Source organism: Chelatococcus sp. KU-N122 (assembly GCF_055391085.1).
This window is the reverse complement of sequence record NZ_AP043981.1, coordinates 6,947,367-6,965,500: the sequence shown is the minus strand read 5'-3', so window position 1 is coordinate 6,965,500 and position 18,134 is coordinate 6,947,367. Positions and strand designations below refer to the sequence as shown.

The window sequence follows — 18,134 nt, the reverse complement described above, 5'->3', positions numbered from 1 at the left end:
TCCGCTCCGTCAGACGGTCAGCTCGATGTACGTATTGTTGCTTCGTCCAGCCGTATCCAACACCCTCAGCCGGTAGACGTACTGGAGGCCGAGCTGTCGGCTCTGGTCGCTGTAGCTGTAGACCCCGCGCGGCAGCCAGCTGCTTGCGTTCTCCCAGGTGGTCGCGCCGGCGATGTGGCGCTGCACGAGGCAGCGCAGATCGGCGATCGGCGACGTCCACTGCAGTTCGACTGTGGCGCCCGGTCCGGGCACCGCAGCGCTCCAGGTCGGGTGCGCAGGTCGCGAGTCGTCGAAGGCCCGCGCGACCACCAGCTGCGACGGATCCGAAGCGTTCCCTGCATCGTCGAGCGCCACCAGTCGGTAGTAAAGCGTCACGCGGCCCGGCACCGGCGCATCGACCCAGCTGACCTCGGCCGGCCTCGCCAGGGGATCGCCCGGCGAAACAGCCTCGGTGTGGAGAAGCGTCATCGCCCGCAGATCGCGTGCGCCCTCCGGGCTGTCGGCCCGATAGACCCGGTACGCGACGAGATCCGGCTCCCGGTTGGATGTCCACCGCAGCGTGATCTCGCGGTCGCCGCCCAGGGCCTTGGAGAGGATTGGCGCGCGTGGCGGCACCACATTGGGCAGCCAGATCGGCGGACTGGAAACGCTCAGCGCGCCACGATTGTGCGCGCGGTCCACGTAAGCGCAGCGGTAGAAGTACCGGTTGGTAGATCGTCCATCGAGCGTGTCGATAGTGGCGCGCAGTGCCGGGTCGATGGGGAAGTCGGGCGGGTTGTCCGGCCCCAGGCGGTTGACGTTGGCAGGATCGTCCGGATCGAGGGGCTGGATCGTGATCTGGGTGAAAGCCCGGTCGTTGCCTGCAAGTCCGGCCAGCACCCGCAGGCCGTCGTTCGAGAGCCCGCGATAGAAGGCGGCTGCCTGCGTCGCTCCGTTCGCATCGTGGCCGAAGCCGTTCACTTGGTTCAGCTCGGCGGCCACCGCCTGCCGCTTGGCGGCAGTCCAGCGTGGCTCCGCGGCCTCGTCCGGGAAGAACTGGAGCTGCGACGCGTCGAGGACGGCGCGCGGGCGCTGGTCCCAGTCCGTCTTGAAGACTGCGTCGTCGAGCGCCCGGAAGATGTGCGCGTCGAGATGAGCCACCGCTTTCCATCTGTAGGTGTAGAAGGAGCGAGCGTGGTAGTCGGCCGGCGTCGCGAAGACGCGCTCGGCGTCCGGCGGAACCGTGGGAGCCGGCGGCGGCTCACGCTGCACCCGGAAGATCGTGGCCCGCGGACCGACCGGCCCTTCGTTGCCGGGCCGGCCGCCCCAGCGGCCCGCCGTCCATTTGGGGTCGTCGGCCGTATGCAGCTTGTCGTCGGCCGCGCTGATGACAATTTGGGCGTAGACGATCGGCTCGGCGGGCGACGTCACCAGCGGCACGCCGCCGCGGAAGACGTCGCCGGGCGCCGGAAGCAGGACCTCGTACACGCGCAGAGGCCGACCCGCCGCATCGGTCGTGACCGTGACGTGGTCGTCAAAGCCGACGACGTCATACCGCTCGTCCCAATTTGTCGCCGAGCTCAAATCGGCGAAGAGCGGGTGAGAGATCGTGTAGGCGATGCCCGAACCGGAATCGTCTGTGTAGTTCCGGTCGAGAACAAGCTCCGTCGGCGACGTGACGGCCTGGATGACGTATCGCCCCAGGGCACCATCTGCCCGGAAGGTCTGCCCGACGAGGCTCGCGTTCCAGCCGGCGCCGATGCCGCTCACGACCGGCGAGCCCTGGGTCAGGGTCACCGTGCCGGCGCCGTAGGTCGGGGGAATCACGACCGTGCACGGCGTGCCGGGGCTCGGGCGGATATCGAAAATGGCGTAGCTGTTGCCCGCGCCGGACGTCCCGGCGTAAGGACGGCTCAACCTCAATTGCGTCGGAGATTGTACGCTCTGGATCGCATAGACGGCCGGGTCCCCGGTGACCTGGAAGGATTCGCCTATCATTCCTGCGTGCCAGGTCCCTGTTCCGGTCACGGCGGCGGAGCCGGCCGTCACAGTGACCGTGCCTGCGGCATACGTTGGTCCGAGGTTTCTGACCCGAAGGCGCAAGGGGCTGCCGGCTTGGCTGCCGATGATCGGGAAGCCGTGTCCGCCGACCTGCAGCCAAGCGCCGGCGCCGGCGTCGGCCGCATAGTTGGCGACGATGTCGGTCGTGACCTCGCTCTCTGTTGCGCCCGCCGGCGCCACAGTCTCGATCTGACCGACGAGAGCGTTGGGCCGCCCAGGCGAATAGTAGACGCGGAACTCGCGGGTGTCGGGCGCCTGACGCTGATGGGAGTCCGGCCACTGCCAGCGTAGGCGCAGACCGATGAGGGAGCTTTGCTCCGTGGGATCGAGGCTGCTCCACCAGGCGTCGTAGCTCGCATCCTTGACCACCGTGGGATCAGCGGGGTCGAGCGCAAAGGCCTCGACCCCCGTTGGCGGCGGTGGAGGCACCTTGTCCAGCAGTCGAACCGCGGACGGATGGATCGCCCGATCGTCCGGTGGATCCTGGTAGTACCAGGGGCGCGGATCGGGGACCGGCGCCCACTCGTACCAGGGCGCAGCGGTGCTGTTGGCGCTGTGCCGGCCAAAAATGTCGACGCCGCTGACCTGGTAGCCGTACCAACCCTCGCTCAGCCGAGAATCGATGTAATGCAGTGGAAATGGCGGCCAATCTTCGGCTCGCTGTGGCACGGCGCCCGGCGGCAGGTGGGGCTTGGCGACGAGCACCGCCCCGTCCTTCGTCAGCAGATCGTAGCCGCCCGGCGTGGCCGGCGTGTCGGCATCGCCGAGCTGAGCGCGCCAGATGTTGTACATGATCGCGCGGCCGGGATGGAGGATGCCGAGCGTGGCACCTAGGTCCCATCGCAGTCCCGCATTGTTGGTGGCGTCCTCGATGCCGCCACCTTGCGTCTCCCGCGCGCTCCCCGGCAGGGCATACGCGCGCGCTTCGTCCGGCGGCGAGAGGGGAGCCGCTGTCTCCTCCTTGACGTTGAAGACGATGTATCCGTCGATGTCGGCGAAGCCGTTTTTCTCGATCAACGACAGCAGCCGTCCGGGCTCCCGTCCGCCGCGCCCGGCGTAGTCGGCCACGATCAGGTAGTCGAACGCCACACCGGGCGGCGCTTTCCGGTCGACCCAGTACAGCCCGACCATCTGTGCGAGAGCCGGATGCAGCGCACTCAGCAGGACCAGGTCGAGGGGCGCCAGACCTGGGATTTTCGGCGCGTCGGCGTCAGGGTTCGGCGGCGCGGGCGTGCCCATGATGGCGGGAAGGCGCCGACTGGCCATCGGCAGGCTGCCGGGGCCGCCCACCACGAGGCGGACGAGCTCCTGATGCAGCTCCGCGAAAGGGGAGCCCGCGAAGGCAGCGGGTGGGCCGTAGACGATCCGGGAGAGCGCCCGCACCTCCGCTGCCGCTTCGTTCACCGGCTGCCCCCCACTGCAGGGATAGTCGGGATGGGTAACGGGCAGGCAAAGCGGGTACGAGAACTCGGGAATGAGCGCCCAGCCGGACGCCGCATTCTGCGAGACCGGGACGTAGCAGACATCGATCAGCGCCGCCGCTCCCGATGTCAGCTCGATGGCGGAGATGGCGTCGAACGCGATGCTGGCCGTCGTGGTTTGCCCCGCCTCGGCGTGCATGACGACCTCCCCGACCGGCTGGTCGCCCAGGAGTGCCGTGACGGTGATCGAGGTCGGACGGCGGGGGCCCGCTTGGTCCCTTCGCATGCCGACGCGGATCTCAACCAGGTTTGCGACCTGTCCGGCAGGCAGCGTGAAACGGAGGTACCGGCGGCCTCCCAGATCCAGCTCGGGGGCGCCGCTTGGTGAAAAATCGTTCGTCAGAACGAGTTGCTGGTCGCTGCTGATCTCTCCCAGGGGGGTGGAGAGATGGTTCGACGTAGGGGGCACCGCCAGACTTTGAAGGATCGGCGACAGGCAAACCGGCTTGCCGCGCTGGTGCCGGCGCCGGAAGAGGTAGAAGCCATACCAGGGAAATCCGAGGTCTTGCCTGAACGCCCAGCGCAGATGGACCCCGTCCACCAAAGGCGGCTGCACGTCGTTGGGCGGATTGTCGCCCAGGACGCCGAGGCCGATCATCACCAGGTTCTGCGTCTGTAGCGGCATTGCTGTCACTTCGCGACCGGCCTGGCTGCGGCGACTGGCGAAGCTGCCCACACATGCATCAGCGGCGACGCCAGCCACGAGAGGCGCCGGCGGCGATCATGCGATGACGCGCATGACTACTGGCTGCTGTGGGAATTGCCTCGCGTGAGCTCGCTCACAACGTCCTCCAGCCGCGCGTTATTCGATCGCGCTTGCAACGTTCATAGTCAGTATCATTCATCTAAACTTGTCGATACGCAAGCAGCCACTATCGCGTGCAGGGACGGGCTGACCGGGGGTGCCAGGCGTCGTGGTCGCCACCCCTTCCGCGTTGCGGCGACGACCGCCTGCGCCCTCCAATCCATTTGACATCCGGCCGGCGACACGCGCAGCCTGGAAGGGCCGCTCCGAGAAGCGGCTTGGCCTGCGATTTGCAGTAGCGGACATCCGTGGCCGCTCGCGTCGTCGGTCGATCCAAAAGAACGAGCAGCCGCGCCTTCGGCGAGGTTCTCCTGGGGTGGACGTTCACATGCAGGCCAACCTGACGCGCTCCCTGCCCGCGTTCGATGCGAAGACCATCGTGCCGGCGCAGCGGCTGTCCGCCTGGACGGACAAGCTCAACGAGTTCTACTACCCGCTGGATACGGAAAATCCCGGGACCGACTTCTCCGTCGGCTATCTGTTCAGCACCGATGTCGGGGGCTTGCGGGTCGGCACCGTCGATTCGGATCCGGTGCTGATCCACCGCAGGCGAACGCACGTGTGCACGCATGCGAGCGACTACTACCTGATCCCCATGCCGGCCGACGCGCCGCTGCGGTTGCATCAGCGGGGCCGCGAGGCGCTGGTGGTGCCCGCGAGCCTCGGCATCGTCGGCACCGCCGACGTCTACACCTACGAGCAGCGGACCCGCAGCGGCTCCAGCACGCTGCGGATTCCCGGCGCGCTGTTGCGTGACCGGGTTCTCGGCATCGACGACTGGACCGCACGGAGCTTTTCGGCCCGGCAGCCCTCCGTCGCCATGTTCCTCGATTTCGCCCGCTCGTTCTGCCGCCATGGCCCGAAACTCGGCGGCGAGGAGGGGATGTCGATGGCGCATCACCTCATGGACCTGCTGACGTTGGCGTTGACCAGCTCGAGCGAGATGGGGGAGGGGCAGGAGACGGCGGTGCGCGAGGCGCACAGGCAGCGCGCCTTGCGGGCCATTGAGAACCATCTGGCCGAGTACGACCTCACGCCGTCGCGGGTGGCGGACGTGGTGGGCGTGTCGGAGCGGCATCTGCAGCGGATCTTCGCCGAGCGCGGCGATACCTTGAGCGCCATCATCCGCCGCCGCCGCATCGAGGAGGCTCGCCGGCTGCTGGGCAGCACCAAGGCGCGCGGGCGCTCCATCGCCGCGATCGGCTATCAGGTCGGTTTTGCCGATCCGGCCTATTTCAGCCGCGTCTTCCTCAAGGAGACCGGGCAGAGCCCGGCGTCGTTCCGCAACGAGGCGGCTGCAACCGAGGATTGAGAAGGCGCGGGCCGCGGGCTCCGCCCTTCGAGGTCAAATGGCGGGAGTGCGATCGTGAAATCAATCGAAGAGCGGCTGGCGGATCTGGAGGCGGTTCAAGCCATCCGAACGCTGAAGCATCGCTACATGCTGGAGTGCGACCACGGCTATCCGCCGGCCAACCTGGGACCGATGTTCGCCGACGACGCCGTCTGGGAAAACGCCCAGCTGTTCGGTCGCCATGAAGGGCGGCCGGCCATCGAGGCCTTCTTCGCCGGCGTCTCGGCGCAGATCGTGTTCGCAGCCCATCTGGCGCTCAACGACGTCATCGAGGTCGACGGCGATACCGCGACGGGCAAGTGGCGCATGCTGATGCCGTGCACGATGGACGAGGGCGGCAAGAAGGTCAGCCGGTTGATCCTCGGCGACTATGAGGAGGCCTATGTCCGGAAGAACCAGATCTGGCTCTTCCAGCACCTCAATTTCTTCATCAACTTCAATACGCCGATTGCCGAAGGCTGGGCCGGCACGGAGGCCGTGCGGGCCCGCTGACACATCGAGCCGGAGACGCAGTCGCCGCTATCCGGCGGCGATCGACCGGCGCAGGTCCTGGCGACGCCGCCGCGTCGCTTCGCGGTCGACGGCGAGCGTCTCGTCGGCGACGTCGCCGGTGAAGACGACGCCGTAGATCGTTTCAGCGGCCGTGCGGCTGACCCAGCGCTCGATCACGTCCTCGCGCACCCGGTCCACATCGCGCTCGAGGGGGTCGCCGTAGCCGCCGCCGCCGTTGTCGACGCCGATGACATGCTCGCCGGGCGCGATCTCGAACATGGCCACGTTCGGCATCCGCTCGCGGCGACCGTCGGCGTGGACCTTGTAGGTGCGCGCCGCAGCGCCGTCGTGGCCGCCGCGCACGCCGCGCGGCGGGTTGTGCTGGCCGTCCGACGGCACGACGATGGTCATCGGCAGGCGCTTGGTGCCGTACATGACCTCGCTGCCCGGCGCGCCGCGCAGCCGTCCGGCGCCGCCGGAATCGGGCACCAGCCGCTGATAGCGGATGTCGAGCGGATGCTTGATCTCGTCGAGCTCGATGGAGTCCCGGTAGATGAGGCCGCTGCAGCACGGCAGCAGATAGGTGACCCAGCCGTCCGCCTGCGGGCTCGCCGGGCCGCCGTTGGTGCCGAGGAAGAGCTGGTTGATGTAGGGCGCATCGCCCCGGCGGGCGTCGAGGCCCGACACCACGGCATTGGGCGCGCCGATGGCGTTGCCGCCCTGGGCAAGCCCAAAACCTTCACCGAACTCGGCGAAGGCCGATTGCGTCACGTTGATGATGCGGTCGGCCAGGTTGGTCGTCGCCATCGAGCACGAATGGGGGAACTCGGGAATACCGACGACGCAGTTCTCCCGCAGCTTGATGTCAATCCGCCGGATGCTGCCGGAGTTCTTGGGCACGTCCCAGTCGACGCAGTTGAAGACGCCGGTGAGCGTGTTGTTGACGGCGCAGGCTTCCGACTGGTTCAGCCCGCAGTCGAGGCAATCCGGGTTGTCGCGCAGGTCGATCTCGACGCGGCCCGCCTCCGGGTCGGTGGTGACCGTCACCTTGATCGGGATGCCCGCGGGCACCGCCGGGGTCGGATCGTGCGCCGTGGTGTTGACGACGCGGCCCTTGGGCAGCTTCGCCAACGCCATGCTCATGCGGCGCTCGGAGTAGTCGAACCATTGCTCGATGAACGCCTCGACCGCGCGCCGCCCGTAGGCCGCCACGAACTCCTTCAGGCGTCGCTCGCCCGTCCGCGCCGCGCCGACGCCGGCCAGATAGTCACCGAACCACTGGTCCGGGATGCGGATGCGCGACCGGCACATGCGGATCACATCGGCGATATCCTCGTAATTCTCCTGCACCTTGACGCAGGGGAAGATCAGCGAGCCTTCCTGATAGACGTCCTTCGCCTCGGCGAAATAGGTCGTCGGGATCGAGTTGCCGATGTCGGCCTGGTGGGCCTTGGCCGAGGTCGTGAACAAGTGGACGCCGTCCACGAAGACCGGCACCAGGATGGTGTGGTCGGCCGGATGGGTGTTGCCGAGATAGACGTCGTTGTGGAGGTAGGCGTCGCCGTCCCTGGGCACGTGGAACTGCTGGATCGAGGCGGCCTGCAGGTGGGCGCCGAAGATGTGCACGGGGAGCCCCTCGGCGACCGAGAGCAGCCGGTTGTCCGCCGTCACGATGGCGTTGGAGAAGTCGCGGGCCTGGTTGATGACGGCCGAGCGGCCGGCCTTCAGCAGCGTGTTGGACATTTCGCGCACGATGCCGTCGAGGCGGTTCGCCATCACCGCCAATGTGATGGCGTCGAGCTCGGGCGAGACCACCGCGGGCGCTCCGAGCGTCGCGACGGCCGCGGGCGAGGGTGCTTCCCCGAAGACGTCGATGACGTAGCTGCCCGACGGCGAGACTCGGGCGACGGCGCCCGGGTAGACGACGAGCGTGGTCGTCGGCTCCTCGATGATGGCGGGCCCCGCGACGACGGCGCCGCGCGGCAGCTCCGCTCCCAGGTGGACCGGCGCCGACGTCAGGCCGCTGCCGGCGAAATAGACGTCGCGGCGCTGACGGGCCTCGGGACGGCTTGGGCTCGCGGTTTCGACCCGCTCCGGCGGCGGGGTCTCCAGTTCGCCGCTGTAGCGCGCCTTCCAGTTGAGGCATTCGACCGGCTGGCCGACCTGCTTGACGGCGAAGGCCCGCTCATGGACCAGATGGAACGCCTCCTCCAGGGCGGCGACGTCGGCCGGGCCGTCGAAGCGCCCCTTGGCCAGGGGCACCTCGAGCTCCCACACCTGGAACAGATAACGCGCTTCGACGAAGAACGAGACCTTGGAGCGGCTGACGCCGCGTTGGGCCGCCCCGGCCGCAAAGCGCGCAACCTCCGCCTCGATCGCAGCCAGCGTGCCGTTGACCTTGTCGTAGTCGAAGGCATCGCTGCGCGTGACGGCGCTGCCGCCGTGCTCGAAGGCGATGTTGGAGTAGTGGGCGCCGCAGGCGCTGAGTGCCGCGGCGGTGCGGGGCAGGATCACGCGTTCGCAGCCGAGCTTGCGGGCGATCTCGACGGCGTTGAAGCCGCTGGAGCCGCCGCCGGCGACGATGACGCTGCGCTTGGGGTCATGCCCCTCGTTGACGGTCAGCTCCTGGATGGCTTTCACCATGTGCTCGCTGGCGAGCGACAGGATGCCGGCCGCGGTCTCTTCGACGCTCTTGCCGAGCGCCTGCGCCACTTTGCCGACGGCCGCCGTGGCCGCAGCGACGTCGAGCTGCATGCGGCCGCCGAGGAAGTAGCTCGGGTCGATGTAGCCCAGCACCAGCGCCGCATCGGTCACCGTCGGCTCGGTGCCGCCGCGGCCGTAGCAGGCCGGCCCGGGCACCGAGCCGGCGGAGTGGGGCCCGACGCGCAGCAGCCCGCCGGAATCGATCCAGGCGATCGAGCCGCCGCCGGCGCCGATCGAGCGCACGTCCACCGACGACAGTCCGAGGCAATCGCCGGTGAACTGGCCGCCGAGCCACGTCTCGCGAGTGTATTTCACGTCGCCGTCGCGCACCAGCGACACGTCGAAGGTGGTGCCGCCCGCATCGCAGACGATCACGCTCTCCCCGAGGCCTTCGGCCGCCGCGTAGGTGTAGCCGGCCACCGGCGCCATCGCCGGTCCCGATTTCGTCATGTAGACGGTGCGCTCGATGATGTCGTCGAGGTGCATGACGCCGCCGAACGAGGTCGACACCAGCAATTCGCCCCGGTAGCCGTCGCCGCGCAGGTCGGCTTCCAGATCCCGCAGGTGCCGGCGCATGATCGGCGCCAACGAGGCGTCGATGGCGGTCGCCGACGCCCGCCGGTATTCGCGCAGGATCGGGTTGACCTGGTGCGACAGGGAGAACGGCACCCCCGGCAGCAGCTCGGCCAGAAGCTCGCCGACCCGGCGCTCGTGCCGCGGCTCGACGATGGACCACAGGAAACAGACGGCGACCGCCTCGAACCTGTCCTGGCGCAGACGATCGATGATCGCGCGCACGGCCGCCTCGTCGAGCGGGGTGTCGACCGTGCCTTCGGAGGTGATGCGTTCGGGGACCTCGAACGTGTAGCGACGGGGGACGTAGGGCTTGGGATAGTCCATATCCCATTTGTGCGGGTCGAAGCGGCCGCCCTCCTTGAGCACCAGGATCTCTGGAAATCCTTCGGTCACCAGCAGCGCCGTCTTGGCGGCCTTGCGCTCGACGATGGCGTTGGTCGCCCGCGTGGTGCCGTAGGTGAAGAGGGAGGTGCGGGCCAGCAGCTCCGGCCGCGTCAATCCGAGCGCCCGGGCGGCATCGTCCAGCGAGGCCGACAGGCCTTCGTAGGCGCGCTGCGGCGTGGTCAGGGCCTTGCCGATGTGCAGACGCCCGGCGGGGTCGGCGACGACGACGTCCGTGAAGGTACCGCCGGTATCGACGGAGATCCGGTAGCTCATGAAGCAACTCGCGTGTGACTGTGCGGAAGGCGACCGCAGGTGCGTCGCGCGGCCTGCACGGCTGATGAAGGACGGGGCAGTCTTCGTGCGACTAGTAGCTCTGCACGGAGATCTTGAAGCTTCGGCGTCAACGGAGCCGCTGGACACCCCTCTCCCCGCTTGCGGGGAGAGGGCAGGGTGAGGGGGGCTCGCCGAGTGCCGTGATCGGCATCGAGCACGCTTCTAATCTGCGATGCTCATCTCGGATACTTTGTAATACTGGGTGGTGAACCACTTCCAGCCGGACAGCTTCGCCGACATGGCATTGACGTAGTAGGGCTCGGCGATCCAGCCGATGGCCGCATCCTTGCTGATCTGTTCCTCGGCCGGCGCATGGAAGGCGTTGCGCTGCGCCGTGTCGACGATGCTGGCGCCCTCCGCCAGGATGCGGTCGACCTCGGCGTTGTGGTAGTTCTGGTAGTTCACGGCATTGCCGCTGCCGTAGATCAGCCCCAGCGAGTAGTTCGGATCGGGCTGGATGGGAAAGTCGATCCACAAGGCGAAGTCGGCCTTCTTGGACTGCACCAGATCGGACTGGGCCGCGACCGGCATCTTTTGCAGGCTGACGTCGATGTTCAGCGGGGCGAGCACCGACTTGAGCAGGATGGCGACGTTCTCCTGGACGGGATCGCCGGCGCTGAACGCCAGTGTCGTCTTGAAGCCGCCCGGTGATTTGGATTGCGCCAGGATCTGCTTCGCCTTGCCGACGTCGAAGCCGTAGCGGTTCATGGGCACATAGCCGGGATAGGTGCTCGGCATCACCCCCTGCCACGGCTCCGCCAGGCCGCGGTAGATCTCCTTCACGATCTGTTCGCGCGGGATGGCCGTATCGATGGCCTGGCGGACCAGCGGATCGTCGAAGGGCGGCTTGGCGTTGTTCATGACCGCGTAGATCGACTGGTTGCCGCGCACGGCCGCCACCCGCAGCGATGCGTCCGAGGCGAGTGCCATGGCCTCGTCCGGCGACAGGCCCTCGACCAGGTCGACCTTGCCCTGGCGCAGCAGCGCCAGTCGGTTGGTGGATTCGGGCACGACCAGGTAGATGATCCGCTTGATCGCCGGCGCTCCCTTCCAGTAGTTCGGGTTCGCCTTCATGACGACGCGCTTGCCGGCCTCCCAGCTGTCGATGACGTAGGGGCCAAACCCGACGCCGGCGGTCGGGACCCACTTCGTTGCCCAAGGATCATCCGCCGTTGCGTGCTTCTTGGCTTCGCGCGAGTCGAACCAATACCAATAGAGATTGGTCAGGATCTTACAGACGAGCGGCATCGGCTTGCTGGCTGAGATCTTGACCATGTGGTCGTCGACCTTCGCCCACTGCTTGGGATCGTTGGCGTTGGCGGCGTTCTGCAGGAAGGCGCCGATGGCCTTGAGCGCCTGGGCGCGCTCGACCCGCCAGAGCACGTCGTCGGCGGTGAACTCGTTGCCGGCCGCCGACTTGACGCCTTTGCGCAGCCGATATGTCGCCGACAAGCCGTCCGGTGCCAGCTCGCAGCTCTCGACGATGCCCGGCGTCATCGCCTGCTGGGCGAAATTGGGGTAGCTGAAGCCGGGGATCTTGGTGGGATCGGCGCCTTCGACACCTTTGTAGGGATAGGGAACCGGCGCCCATTCTGCCCCCAGCTCGATGACCTGGCCGGCCATGCTCCAGCTCTGCGGCCCGGCCTGGCGATCGAGATCGATGCCCTGCGGCGTGCCCGGGATGGCGATCACGATGGTGTCCTTGGCGCAGGCGGCGCCCGCACCGGCGGCAAGCCCTGCCAGAAGGCCGAGGGCGACAGCAGCGGATCGCTTGGTCATTGGCTTGGCGTCCTTTCCCATCTCGCATCGACACGTCCGGGCGAGCGACGCGGCGAGGCGTCGCTGACGCTCCAGGCTCCGGCGGCGCCCGCTATGTGACGGCATGGATGGGATTATAGGCATTCCGGCGCGACGGACCCGACCAAAACATTGGACTGGAGCGTCAGGGTGCGCCGCCGGACGCAATCGGTGCCATACATTTGCCGTGGGGCTTGCGCGCGACGGATGCCGCGGCGGCTCCATGCCTGGGCACACGAGCGAGGTCGCCATTGCGCAGCCTTATCTATATCGGCCGACGCCTGCTGCTGCTGGTGCCGCAGCTCCTCCTGATCTCCATTGCCACCTTCGTGCTGATCCGCGCGCTCCCCGGCGATCCGGCGCGCCTGGAGCTCGGGCCGCTGGCGCCTCAGGAGGGGGTCGAGCAACTGCGCCGGCAGTTGCGTCTCGACCAGCCGCTGCCGCAGCAATACCTCGCCTATGTCGAACGGCTGGCGCAGGGCAACCTGGGGCGCTCGTGGGTCGGCTCCACCGAGGTGTCGGCCGATCTGGCGGCCCGGCTGCCCGCCACCCTGGAGCTGATCATCGGCGGCATGCTGCTCGTCGCCGTAGTCCTCGTGCCGCTCGCCATGGTCTCGGCCATGCCGGGGGGCGGCATCGCCGGCGCGGTCGCCCGCAAGCTGTCGTTCGGCTATGGGCTGCTCGCCGGCGCCCTGCCGGATTTCTGGCTCGGGCTGGTGCTGATCTTCGTCTTCTTCAGCCTGCTCGGCTGGGCTCCCGGTCCGGAGGGCCGGCTCGGCATCCTCGATGTCTCACCCGACACCGTGACCGGCATGTACACGGTCGACGCGCTGATCGCGGGTGACCTGCCGACGTTCTGGTCGGCGCTCTCACATCTGGCGCTGCCCTGTATCACGCTGGCCTTCGTCTACGGCGCGCCGATCTTCAAGATGGTCCGCTCCAGCCTCGAGGGCGCGCTGAAGGCCGACTACACCCTCTATGCGCGGGCCGTCGGGCTGCGCCCCGGCACGGTGCTGCGCTATGCCATGCGCAACGCGGCGCCACCGTCCATCGTGATGGCCGGCGTCGTCTCGGGCTATCTGCTCGGCGGCGCCGTCCTGATCGAATCCGTCTTCAACCTCAACGGCCTCGGCCAGTACGCCGTGCAGGCGGTGACGACCGCCGACTATGCGCCGATCCAGGCCTTCGTCCTGATCTCGGCGGTGTTCACCATGCTGGTCTACCTCCTGGTCGACCTGGCCTATTTCGCACTCGATCCGCGCGTGTCGCGCGGGGCGACGCGGTGATGGCGTTCGTGGCGTCGAAGGGGACCGCCCGCCGGCTTCACCGCCTGCGGCGCTTCTGGGCGGGCCTGTCCGCGGCCGACAGGGTCGTGGTCCTCATGTTTGCGCTGATCGTCGCCGTCGCTGTCGCCGGCCCCTGGCTTGCTCCCTATCCGACGATGACGGCGGATCCGGCCCAGCGGCTGCTGCCGCCGAGCCTGGCGCACTGGCTCGGCACCGATGACAACGGCATCGACGTGTTCTCGCGGCTGCTGGCCGCGCCGCGCACCGACGTCACCATCGCCCTCGTCGCCACGCTCCTGTCGGTGCTGATCGGCGCGCCGCTGGGCGTGCTGGCCGGCCTGTTCGAATCCCATCCCCGCCGCGTGCTCTCGCTCACCGGCGAGGGCATGCTGCGGCTGCTCGACGTGCTGCAGGCGTTTCCGGTGTTCATCCTGGCGATGGTGCTGGTGGCGATCCGCGGCACCGGCACCGAGAACGTCATTCTGGCAGTCGCCTTCGTGAACTTCCCGGTCTTCCTGAGACTGGTGCGCTCCGAGCTGCTGTCGCTCCGGCAGCAGCCGTTCGCCGAGGCGGCGCGGGCGATCGGCCGGTCCGATCTCGCTGCGGCGTTCGTACATCTGCTGCCGAACGCTCTGCCGACGGTGGTCGTACAGCTGTCCGTGACGGTCGGTTTCGCCGTGCTGCTGACCGCCGGGCTGAGCTTCGTCGGCGCCGGCATCCGGCCGCCGACGCCGGAGCTCGGCGCCATGATCGCCGGCGGCGCCAAGTTCATGGCGCTCGGGCAGTGGTGGGTGTCGCTGTTTCCGGGCCTTGCCCTGGGCAGCATCGTCTTCGTCTGCGGCCTGCTCGGCGAGGTGATCGGCCGTGCGCTGGTGCCGGGGGCGGCGCCGCAGCCCGGCCGGCGGAGAGGGCGCCCAGCCGCCACGGCCGCGCCGGCTAAGGCCGCGGTCGCCGATGCGCAGGCGTTGCTCCGCGTCGATCGGTTGTCGCTTGTGGGCGACCAGGCGCCCAGCCCGCTCCTCGATGACATCTCGCTTGCGGTGCGGCCCGGCGAGAGGCTCGGCATCGTCGGCGTCGCCGGCGCCGGCAAGTCGCTGCTGCTGAGGACGATCCTGGCGCTGCCGCCGGCCGGCACCATGGTGCGGGGCCGGGTGTGGTTCGAGGGCCGCGACCTGGAGGCGATGGCGCCGGCGGAGGTTCGGCGCCTGCGCGGCGCGACGCTCGCCGCCATCCTGCCGAACGCCAAGGCGCAGCTGAACCCGCTGGTCCGCATCGGCGACTTCATGGCGGCGCAGATCCGGGCGCACGTCCGCTGCTCCGACGCCGAGGCGCGCGGCCGCGCCGCTGCCATGCTCGCCGCCGTGGGGCTGAGCGATCCGGAGCGGCGCCTCGAGGCCTATCCCCACGAGCTCAGCGGCGGCATGGCGCAGCGCATCTGCATCGCCATCGCGCTGCTGCACCGGCCGCGCCTGGTGGTCGCCGACGAGCCGACGGCGGGCCTCGACGTCACGGTGCAGCGCCAGGTGCTGGACCTGATGCTGAAGCTGTCCAGGGAGCAGAACGTGGCGCAGATCATCGCCACGCGCGACCTCGGCATCGTCGCCCACTATTGCGATACGGTCGCCGTGCTGGAGCAGGGTCGCATCGTCGAGATGGGCCCGGTGGCCTCGGTGCTGACCGCGCCGTCGAGCGTGGTGACACGCCGCCTCATCGCCGCCAGCAGGGGAGCCGCCGCATGACCTTCGCGCCGCTCGTCCAGGTGGCCCATCTGAGCAAGCGCTTCCAGCTCGACCGCCACCATTACGTGGGCGCGGTCAACGATGTCAGCTTCACCATTGGCAAGGGCGAGACCCTGGGCCTGGTGGGAGAGAGCGGATCGGGCAAAACCACCGTCGGTCGTTGCCTGCTGCGCCTGATCGAGCCGAGCGCCGGCACCATCACGTTCGCCGGCCTCGACCTGAGCGGCGCCTCCGCCGCGGAGCTGCGGGCGTTGCGCCCCCGGCTGCAGCTCGTCTTCCAGGATCCGCTCGCATCGCTCAATCCGCGCCGCACCGTCGGCCAGACCGTGGAAGAGCCGCTCAGGCTGCACACGCGGCAGGGCGCTACGTCCCGCCGTGCCGCCGTGATGGAGATGGTCACGCACGTCGGCCTCGACGCGCACCACCTCGACCGTTATCCGGTCGAGCTCACGGCGAGCGAGCAGCAGCGCGTCGGCATCGCGCGCGCCTTGGTGACGCGGCCGGATCTGGTCGTGCTGGACGAGCCGACGTCGACCCTCGATCCGATCATGCGCGCCGAGATCCTCGACGTGCTGGCCCGCATGCAGACGGCGCTCGGCGTGTCCTACCTGTTCATCTCCCACGATCTCACGGCCGTGGAACGGCTGAGCCACCGGATCGCGGTGATGTACCTGGGGCGGCTCGTGGAGGTGGGCACCACCCGCGCCCTGCTGGGCCAGCAGGATCATCCCTATACGCGCGCGCTGCTATCGGCGGTGCTCGATCCCGACCCGACGAAGCCCACCTCGCCGCATGTGGTGGAGGGCGAGATCCCCAGCGCCGTCAATCCGCGTGACGAATGCCCCTTCGTCGGGCGATGCCCCATCCACGTGCCCGTGTGCCGCGAGGCCATGCCGGCGATGGTCGACATGGGCGCGGCGCATTTCGCCGCATGCGTGCGGGCCCGGGAGCTTGCGGGGGGCGCCTTGTGACCGGAGCCGCGGACGCTCTTCTACGCGACGCCGTCGCGGCCCATCGCGCCGGGCGCGCGGCGGAGGCGGAGCGGGGCTACGCGCTGGTGCTGGCCGCCGATCCGGGCAATGCCTGGGCCAACTACTTCGTCTCCGTCCTGGCCGACGAGCGCGGCGACGGGGGGCGCGCGCTCGACCATCTTCGGCGCAGCGCCGAGGCGGCGGCTCCGCCGGTCGCAGCGCTGGTTGCGCTCGGCAACAGGGAGCTGGCGGAGCAGCGCTTCGAGGCGGCGCTGGCGGCCTACGGGCGCGCCGAAGCCCAGCGCCCGGCCATGGTCGCGGCCGTGACGGGGAGGGCGCTGGCGCTGAAGCGGCTGGGGCGGCTGGAGGAGGCCGTGGTGGCATCGCGCCGGGCGCTCATGCTGCGTCGGTCGTGGCGGCCGGGCCTGGCGCAGCCGCCCGGCGAGCTCGATCCCGCGGATGCGCGCGAGATGCGTCGCAGCAACCGCGTCAAGCTCGAGCACGATGCCGCGCAGCTGCGATACCTGCACGCCAACGGCCGGGTCGGCGCCGACTATCTTGCCATCGCCGCGGCCTACGAGCGGCTCGCCGCCGACCTGGGGCGCCGTCAGAGCGAGACCGCGATCACCGTGCTCGACGATGCGGCCCTCGCCGCCACGTCGTTCGCCTACAACCGCCTGCTCCATCTTCCCGAGGCAGAGGCGGTGCCGGAGGCGGTGCTGTCGCCGGGCACGGACTTTGCCCACGCCGACGCGGCCTTCGTCGACACCCATCCGCTGCCCGTCGTCATCGACGACGTGCTCCAGCCGGATGTCCTCGCTCATCTGCAGCGCTTCTGCCGGGAGGCGACGATCTGGTTCGAGGTCAAGGACCACGGCGGCCACCTCGGCGCCTATTTCGAGGAAGGGCTCGGCTGCGAGCTGCTGGTCGAGGTCTCGCGGGCCTTGTCCCGGGCTCTGCCGCGCAGCCTTGCCGGCCTCTCGCTGGCGCAGCTCTGGGCCTACAAGCATGTGCAGGGCGGCAGCGGCACGGACTATCACGCTGACATCGGCCGGGTGAGCGCTAATCTGTGGATCACTGCTGACGAGGACTGCCTGGATCCGGACGGCGGCGGATTGGAGATCTGGCCGGTCGAGATGCCGGCGGGCTGGGATTTCCACAAAGCCAATGTGGATCGGGCCGGCATCCGCGCCATGCTGGCGGCGTCGTCGGCGCAGCCGATCCACATTCCACATCGCTGCAACCGGCTGGTCCTGTTCGACGCGAACCTGTTCCACCGCACCGGCGAGGGGCGGTTCGCGCCGGGCTACGGGCGCCAGCGCATCAACATCACCTTCCTGTTCGACGCGGCGCCCCGCGGAGCTATCCGCCCGTCTTGAAGGCGGCCGGCCGCCGCTCGATGAAGGCGCTGATGCCCTCGCGAAAGTCCGCCGTTCCCGCGAGCGCGACGAAGCTCTCCTTTTCCAGGTCGAGCTGTCGTTCGAAGCTGCCCTCCATCGCCTGCTGCACGAGGCGCTTCACGGCCGCGTCGGCGCCGGCGGCGGTCCGCGTCAGCCGCTCGGCGAGCGCCGCCGCCGTGGCCAGCAGGTCGGCCTTGGCGACGATGCGGTTGACCAGGCCGAGGCGCAGGGCCGCCTCGGCGTCGAGCGGCTCGTTCAGGAGCATGAGCTCCACCGCGCGCCGCGGGCCCAGCAGGCGCGTCAGCGACCATGTGGTGCCGCCGTCGGGGCTCGTGCCGAGCTTGGTGTAGGCCGAGAGCAGGGTGGTGTCGTCCGCCGCGATGACGAGGTCGCAGGCGAGCGCCAGCCCGACGCCGCCGCCGGCGACCGGCCCGTGGATGGCGGCGATGACCGGCTTGGGCATGCTCTTGATGCAGCTCATCACTGCGTGGAACTGGTCGATCAGCCGGGCCGCCGTGGCCGGCGCGGCCCCCAGGTCGGCGTGGAAGCGGGTGAGGTCACCGCCCGCCATGAACGAGCGGCCAGCTCCGGCCAGGACGACGGCCCGTACCTCGGGGTCGTCGGCGATGCCGCGAAACGCAGCGGCCATGGCGTCGGCCAGCGTCTCGTCGAGCACGTTCAGCATGCGGGGCCGGTTCATCGTCAGATACGCCACGCCCTGGCGCCGCTCGATCAGCAGGGCATCGCTCGAGGTTGCTTGTGTCATGCGTGCGTCC

The 18,134-nt window shown here is 69.1% G+C and carries 10 protein-coding genes; 6 read left to right on the top strand and 4 right to left on the bottom strand.

The genetic code is table 11. The annotated features are described in order from the left end of the window. Positions 1-9 precede the first annotated feature (9 nt). Positions 10-4,197, bottom strand: coding sequence for a fibronectin type III domain-containing protein (locus ACZ5PO_RS31520; protein WP_464186433.1), 4,188 nt, complete (start codon positions 4,195-4,197; stop codon positions 10-12). A gap of 457 nt (positions 4,198-4,654) precedes the next feature. Between ACZ5PO_RS31520 and ACZ5PO_RS31515 the strand changes: the two genes are divergently transcribed. Further along, positions 4,655-5,638 (top strand): helix-turn-helix domain-containing protein, encoded by a 984-nt coding sequence (locus ACZ5PO_RS31515; RefSeq protein WP_464186431.1) that lies wholly within the window; start codon positions 4,655-4,657, stop codon positions 5,636-5,638. Between the two features lie 54 nt (positions 5,639-5,692). After that, positions 5,693-6,169, top strand: a complete 477-nt coding sequence (locus tag ACZ5PO_RS31510) for a nuclear transport factor 2 family protein (RefSeq protein ID WP_464186430.1) — start codon at positions 5,693-5,695, stop codon at positions 6,167-6,169. 27 nt (positions 6,170-6,196) lie between these two features. Here ACZ5PO_RS31510 and ACZ5PO_RS31505 read toward each other — a convergent pair whose 3' ends face one another. Together ACZ5PO_RS31505 and ACZ5PO_RS31500 are read right to left on the bottom strand one after the other, a co-directional pair. Next, on the bottom strand, positions 6,197-10,105 hold the full coding sequence (locus ACZ5PO_RS31505; RefSeq protein ID WP_464186429.1) for a hydantoinase B/oxoprolinase family protein: 3,909 nt from the start codon (positions 10,103-10,105) through the stop codon (positions 6,197-6,199). A gap of 222 nt (positions 10,106-10,327) precedes the next feature. After that, positions 10,328-11,944 carry an ABC transporter substrate-binding protein gene (locus tag ACZ5PO_RS31500; RefSeq protein WP_464186428.1) on the bottom strand — a complete coding sequence of 539 codons (1,617 nt, stop codon included), beginning with the start codon at positions 11,942-11,944 and terminating at the stop codon, positions 10,328-10,330. 269 nt (positions 11,945-12,213) lie between these two features. Between ACZ5PO_RS31500 and ACZ5PO_RS31495 the strand changes: the two genes are divergently transcribed. Genes ACZ5PO_RS31495 through ACZ5PO_RS31480 form a run of 4 tightly spaced genes read left to right on the top strand, consistent with a single transcriptional unit; the run spans position 12,214 to position 17,337 of the window. After that, a complete protein-coding gene (locus ACZ5PO_RS31495) occupies positions 12,214-13,248 on the top strand; it encodes an ABC transporter permease (protein ID WP_464186426.1) in 1,035 nt (344 codons plus the stop codon). Next, entirely contained in the window at positions 13,248-14,987 is a 1,740-nt protein-coding gene (locus tag ACZ5PO_RS31490; protein WP_464186425.1) for a dipeptide/oligopeptide/nickel ABC transporter permease/ATP-binding protein, read from the top strand. The genes ACZ5PO_RS31495 and ACZ5PO_RS31490 overlap by 1 nt, the downstream gene beginning before the upstream one ends. Next, positions 14,984-15,958, top strand: coding sequence for an oligopeptide/dipeptide ABC transporter ATP-binding protein (locus ACZ5PO_RS31485; protein ID WP_464186424.1), 975 nt, complete (start codon positions 14,984-14,986; stop codon positions 15,956-15,958). Before ACZ5PO_RS31490 ends, ACZ5PO_RS31485 begins: the two co-directional genes overlap by 4 nt. Continuing rightward, the gene (locus tag ACZ5PO_RS31480) at positions 15,955-17,337 is read left to right on the top strand and encodes a hypothetical protein (protein ID WP_464186422.1); all 1,383 of its coding nucleotides are present in this window, start codon (positions 15,955-15,957) and stop codon (positions 17,335-17,337) included. The genes ACZ5PO_RS31485 and ACZ5PO_RS31480 overlap by 4 nt, the downstream gene beginning before the upstream one ends. Here ACZ5PO_RS31480 and ACZ5PO_RS31475 read toward each other — a convergent pair. Next, positions 17,321-18,124: an enoyl-CoA hydratase/isomerase family protein gene (locus tag ACZ5PO_RS31475; protein ID WP_464186421.1), complete on the bottom strand. Its 804-nt coding sequence runs from the start codon at positions 18,122-18,124 to the stop codon at positions 17,321-17,323. The genes ACZ5PO_RS31480 and ACZ5PO_RS31475 overlap by 17 nt on opposite strands. Positions 18,125-18,134 lie beyond the last annotated feature (10 nt).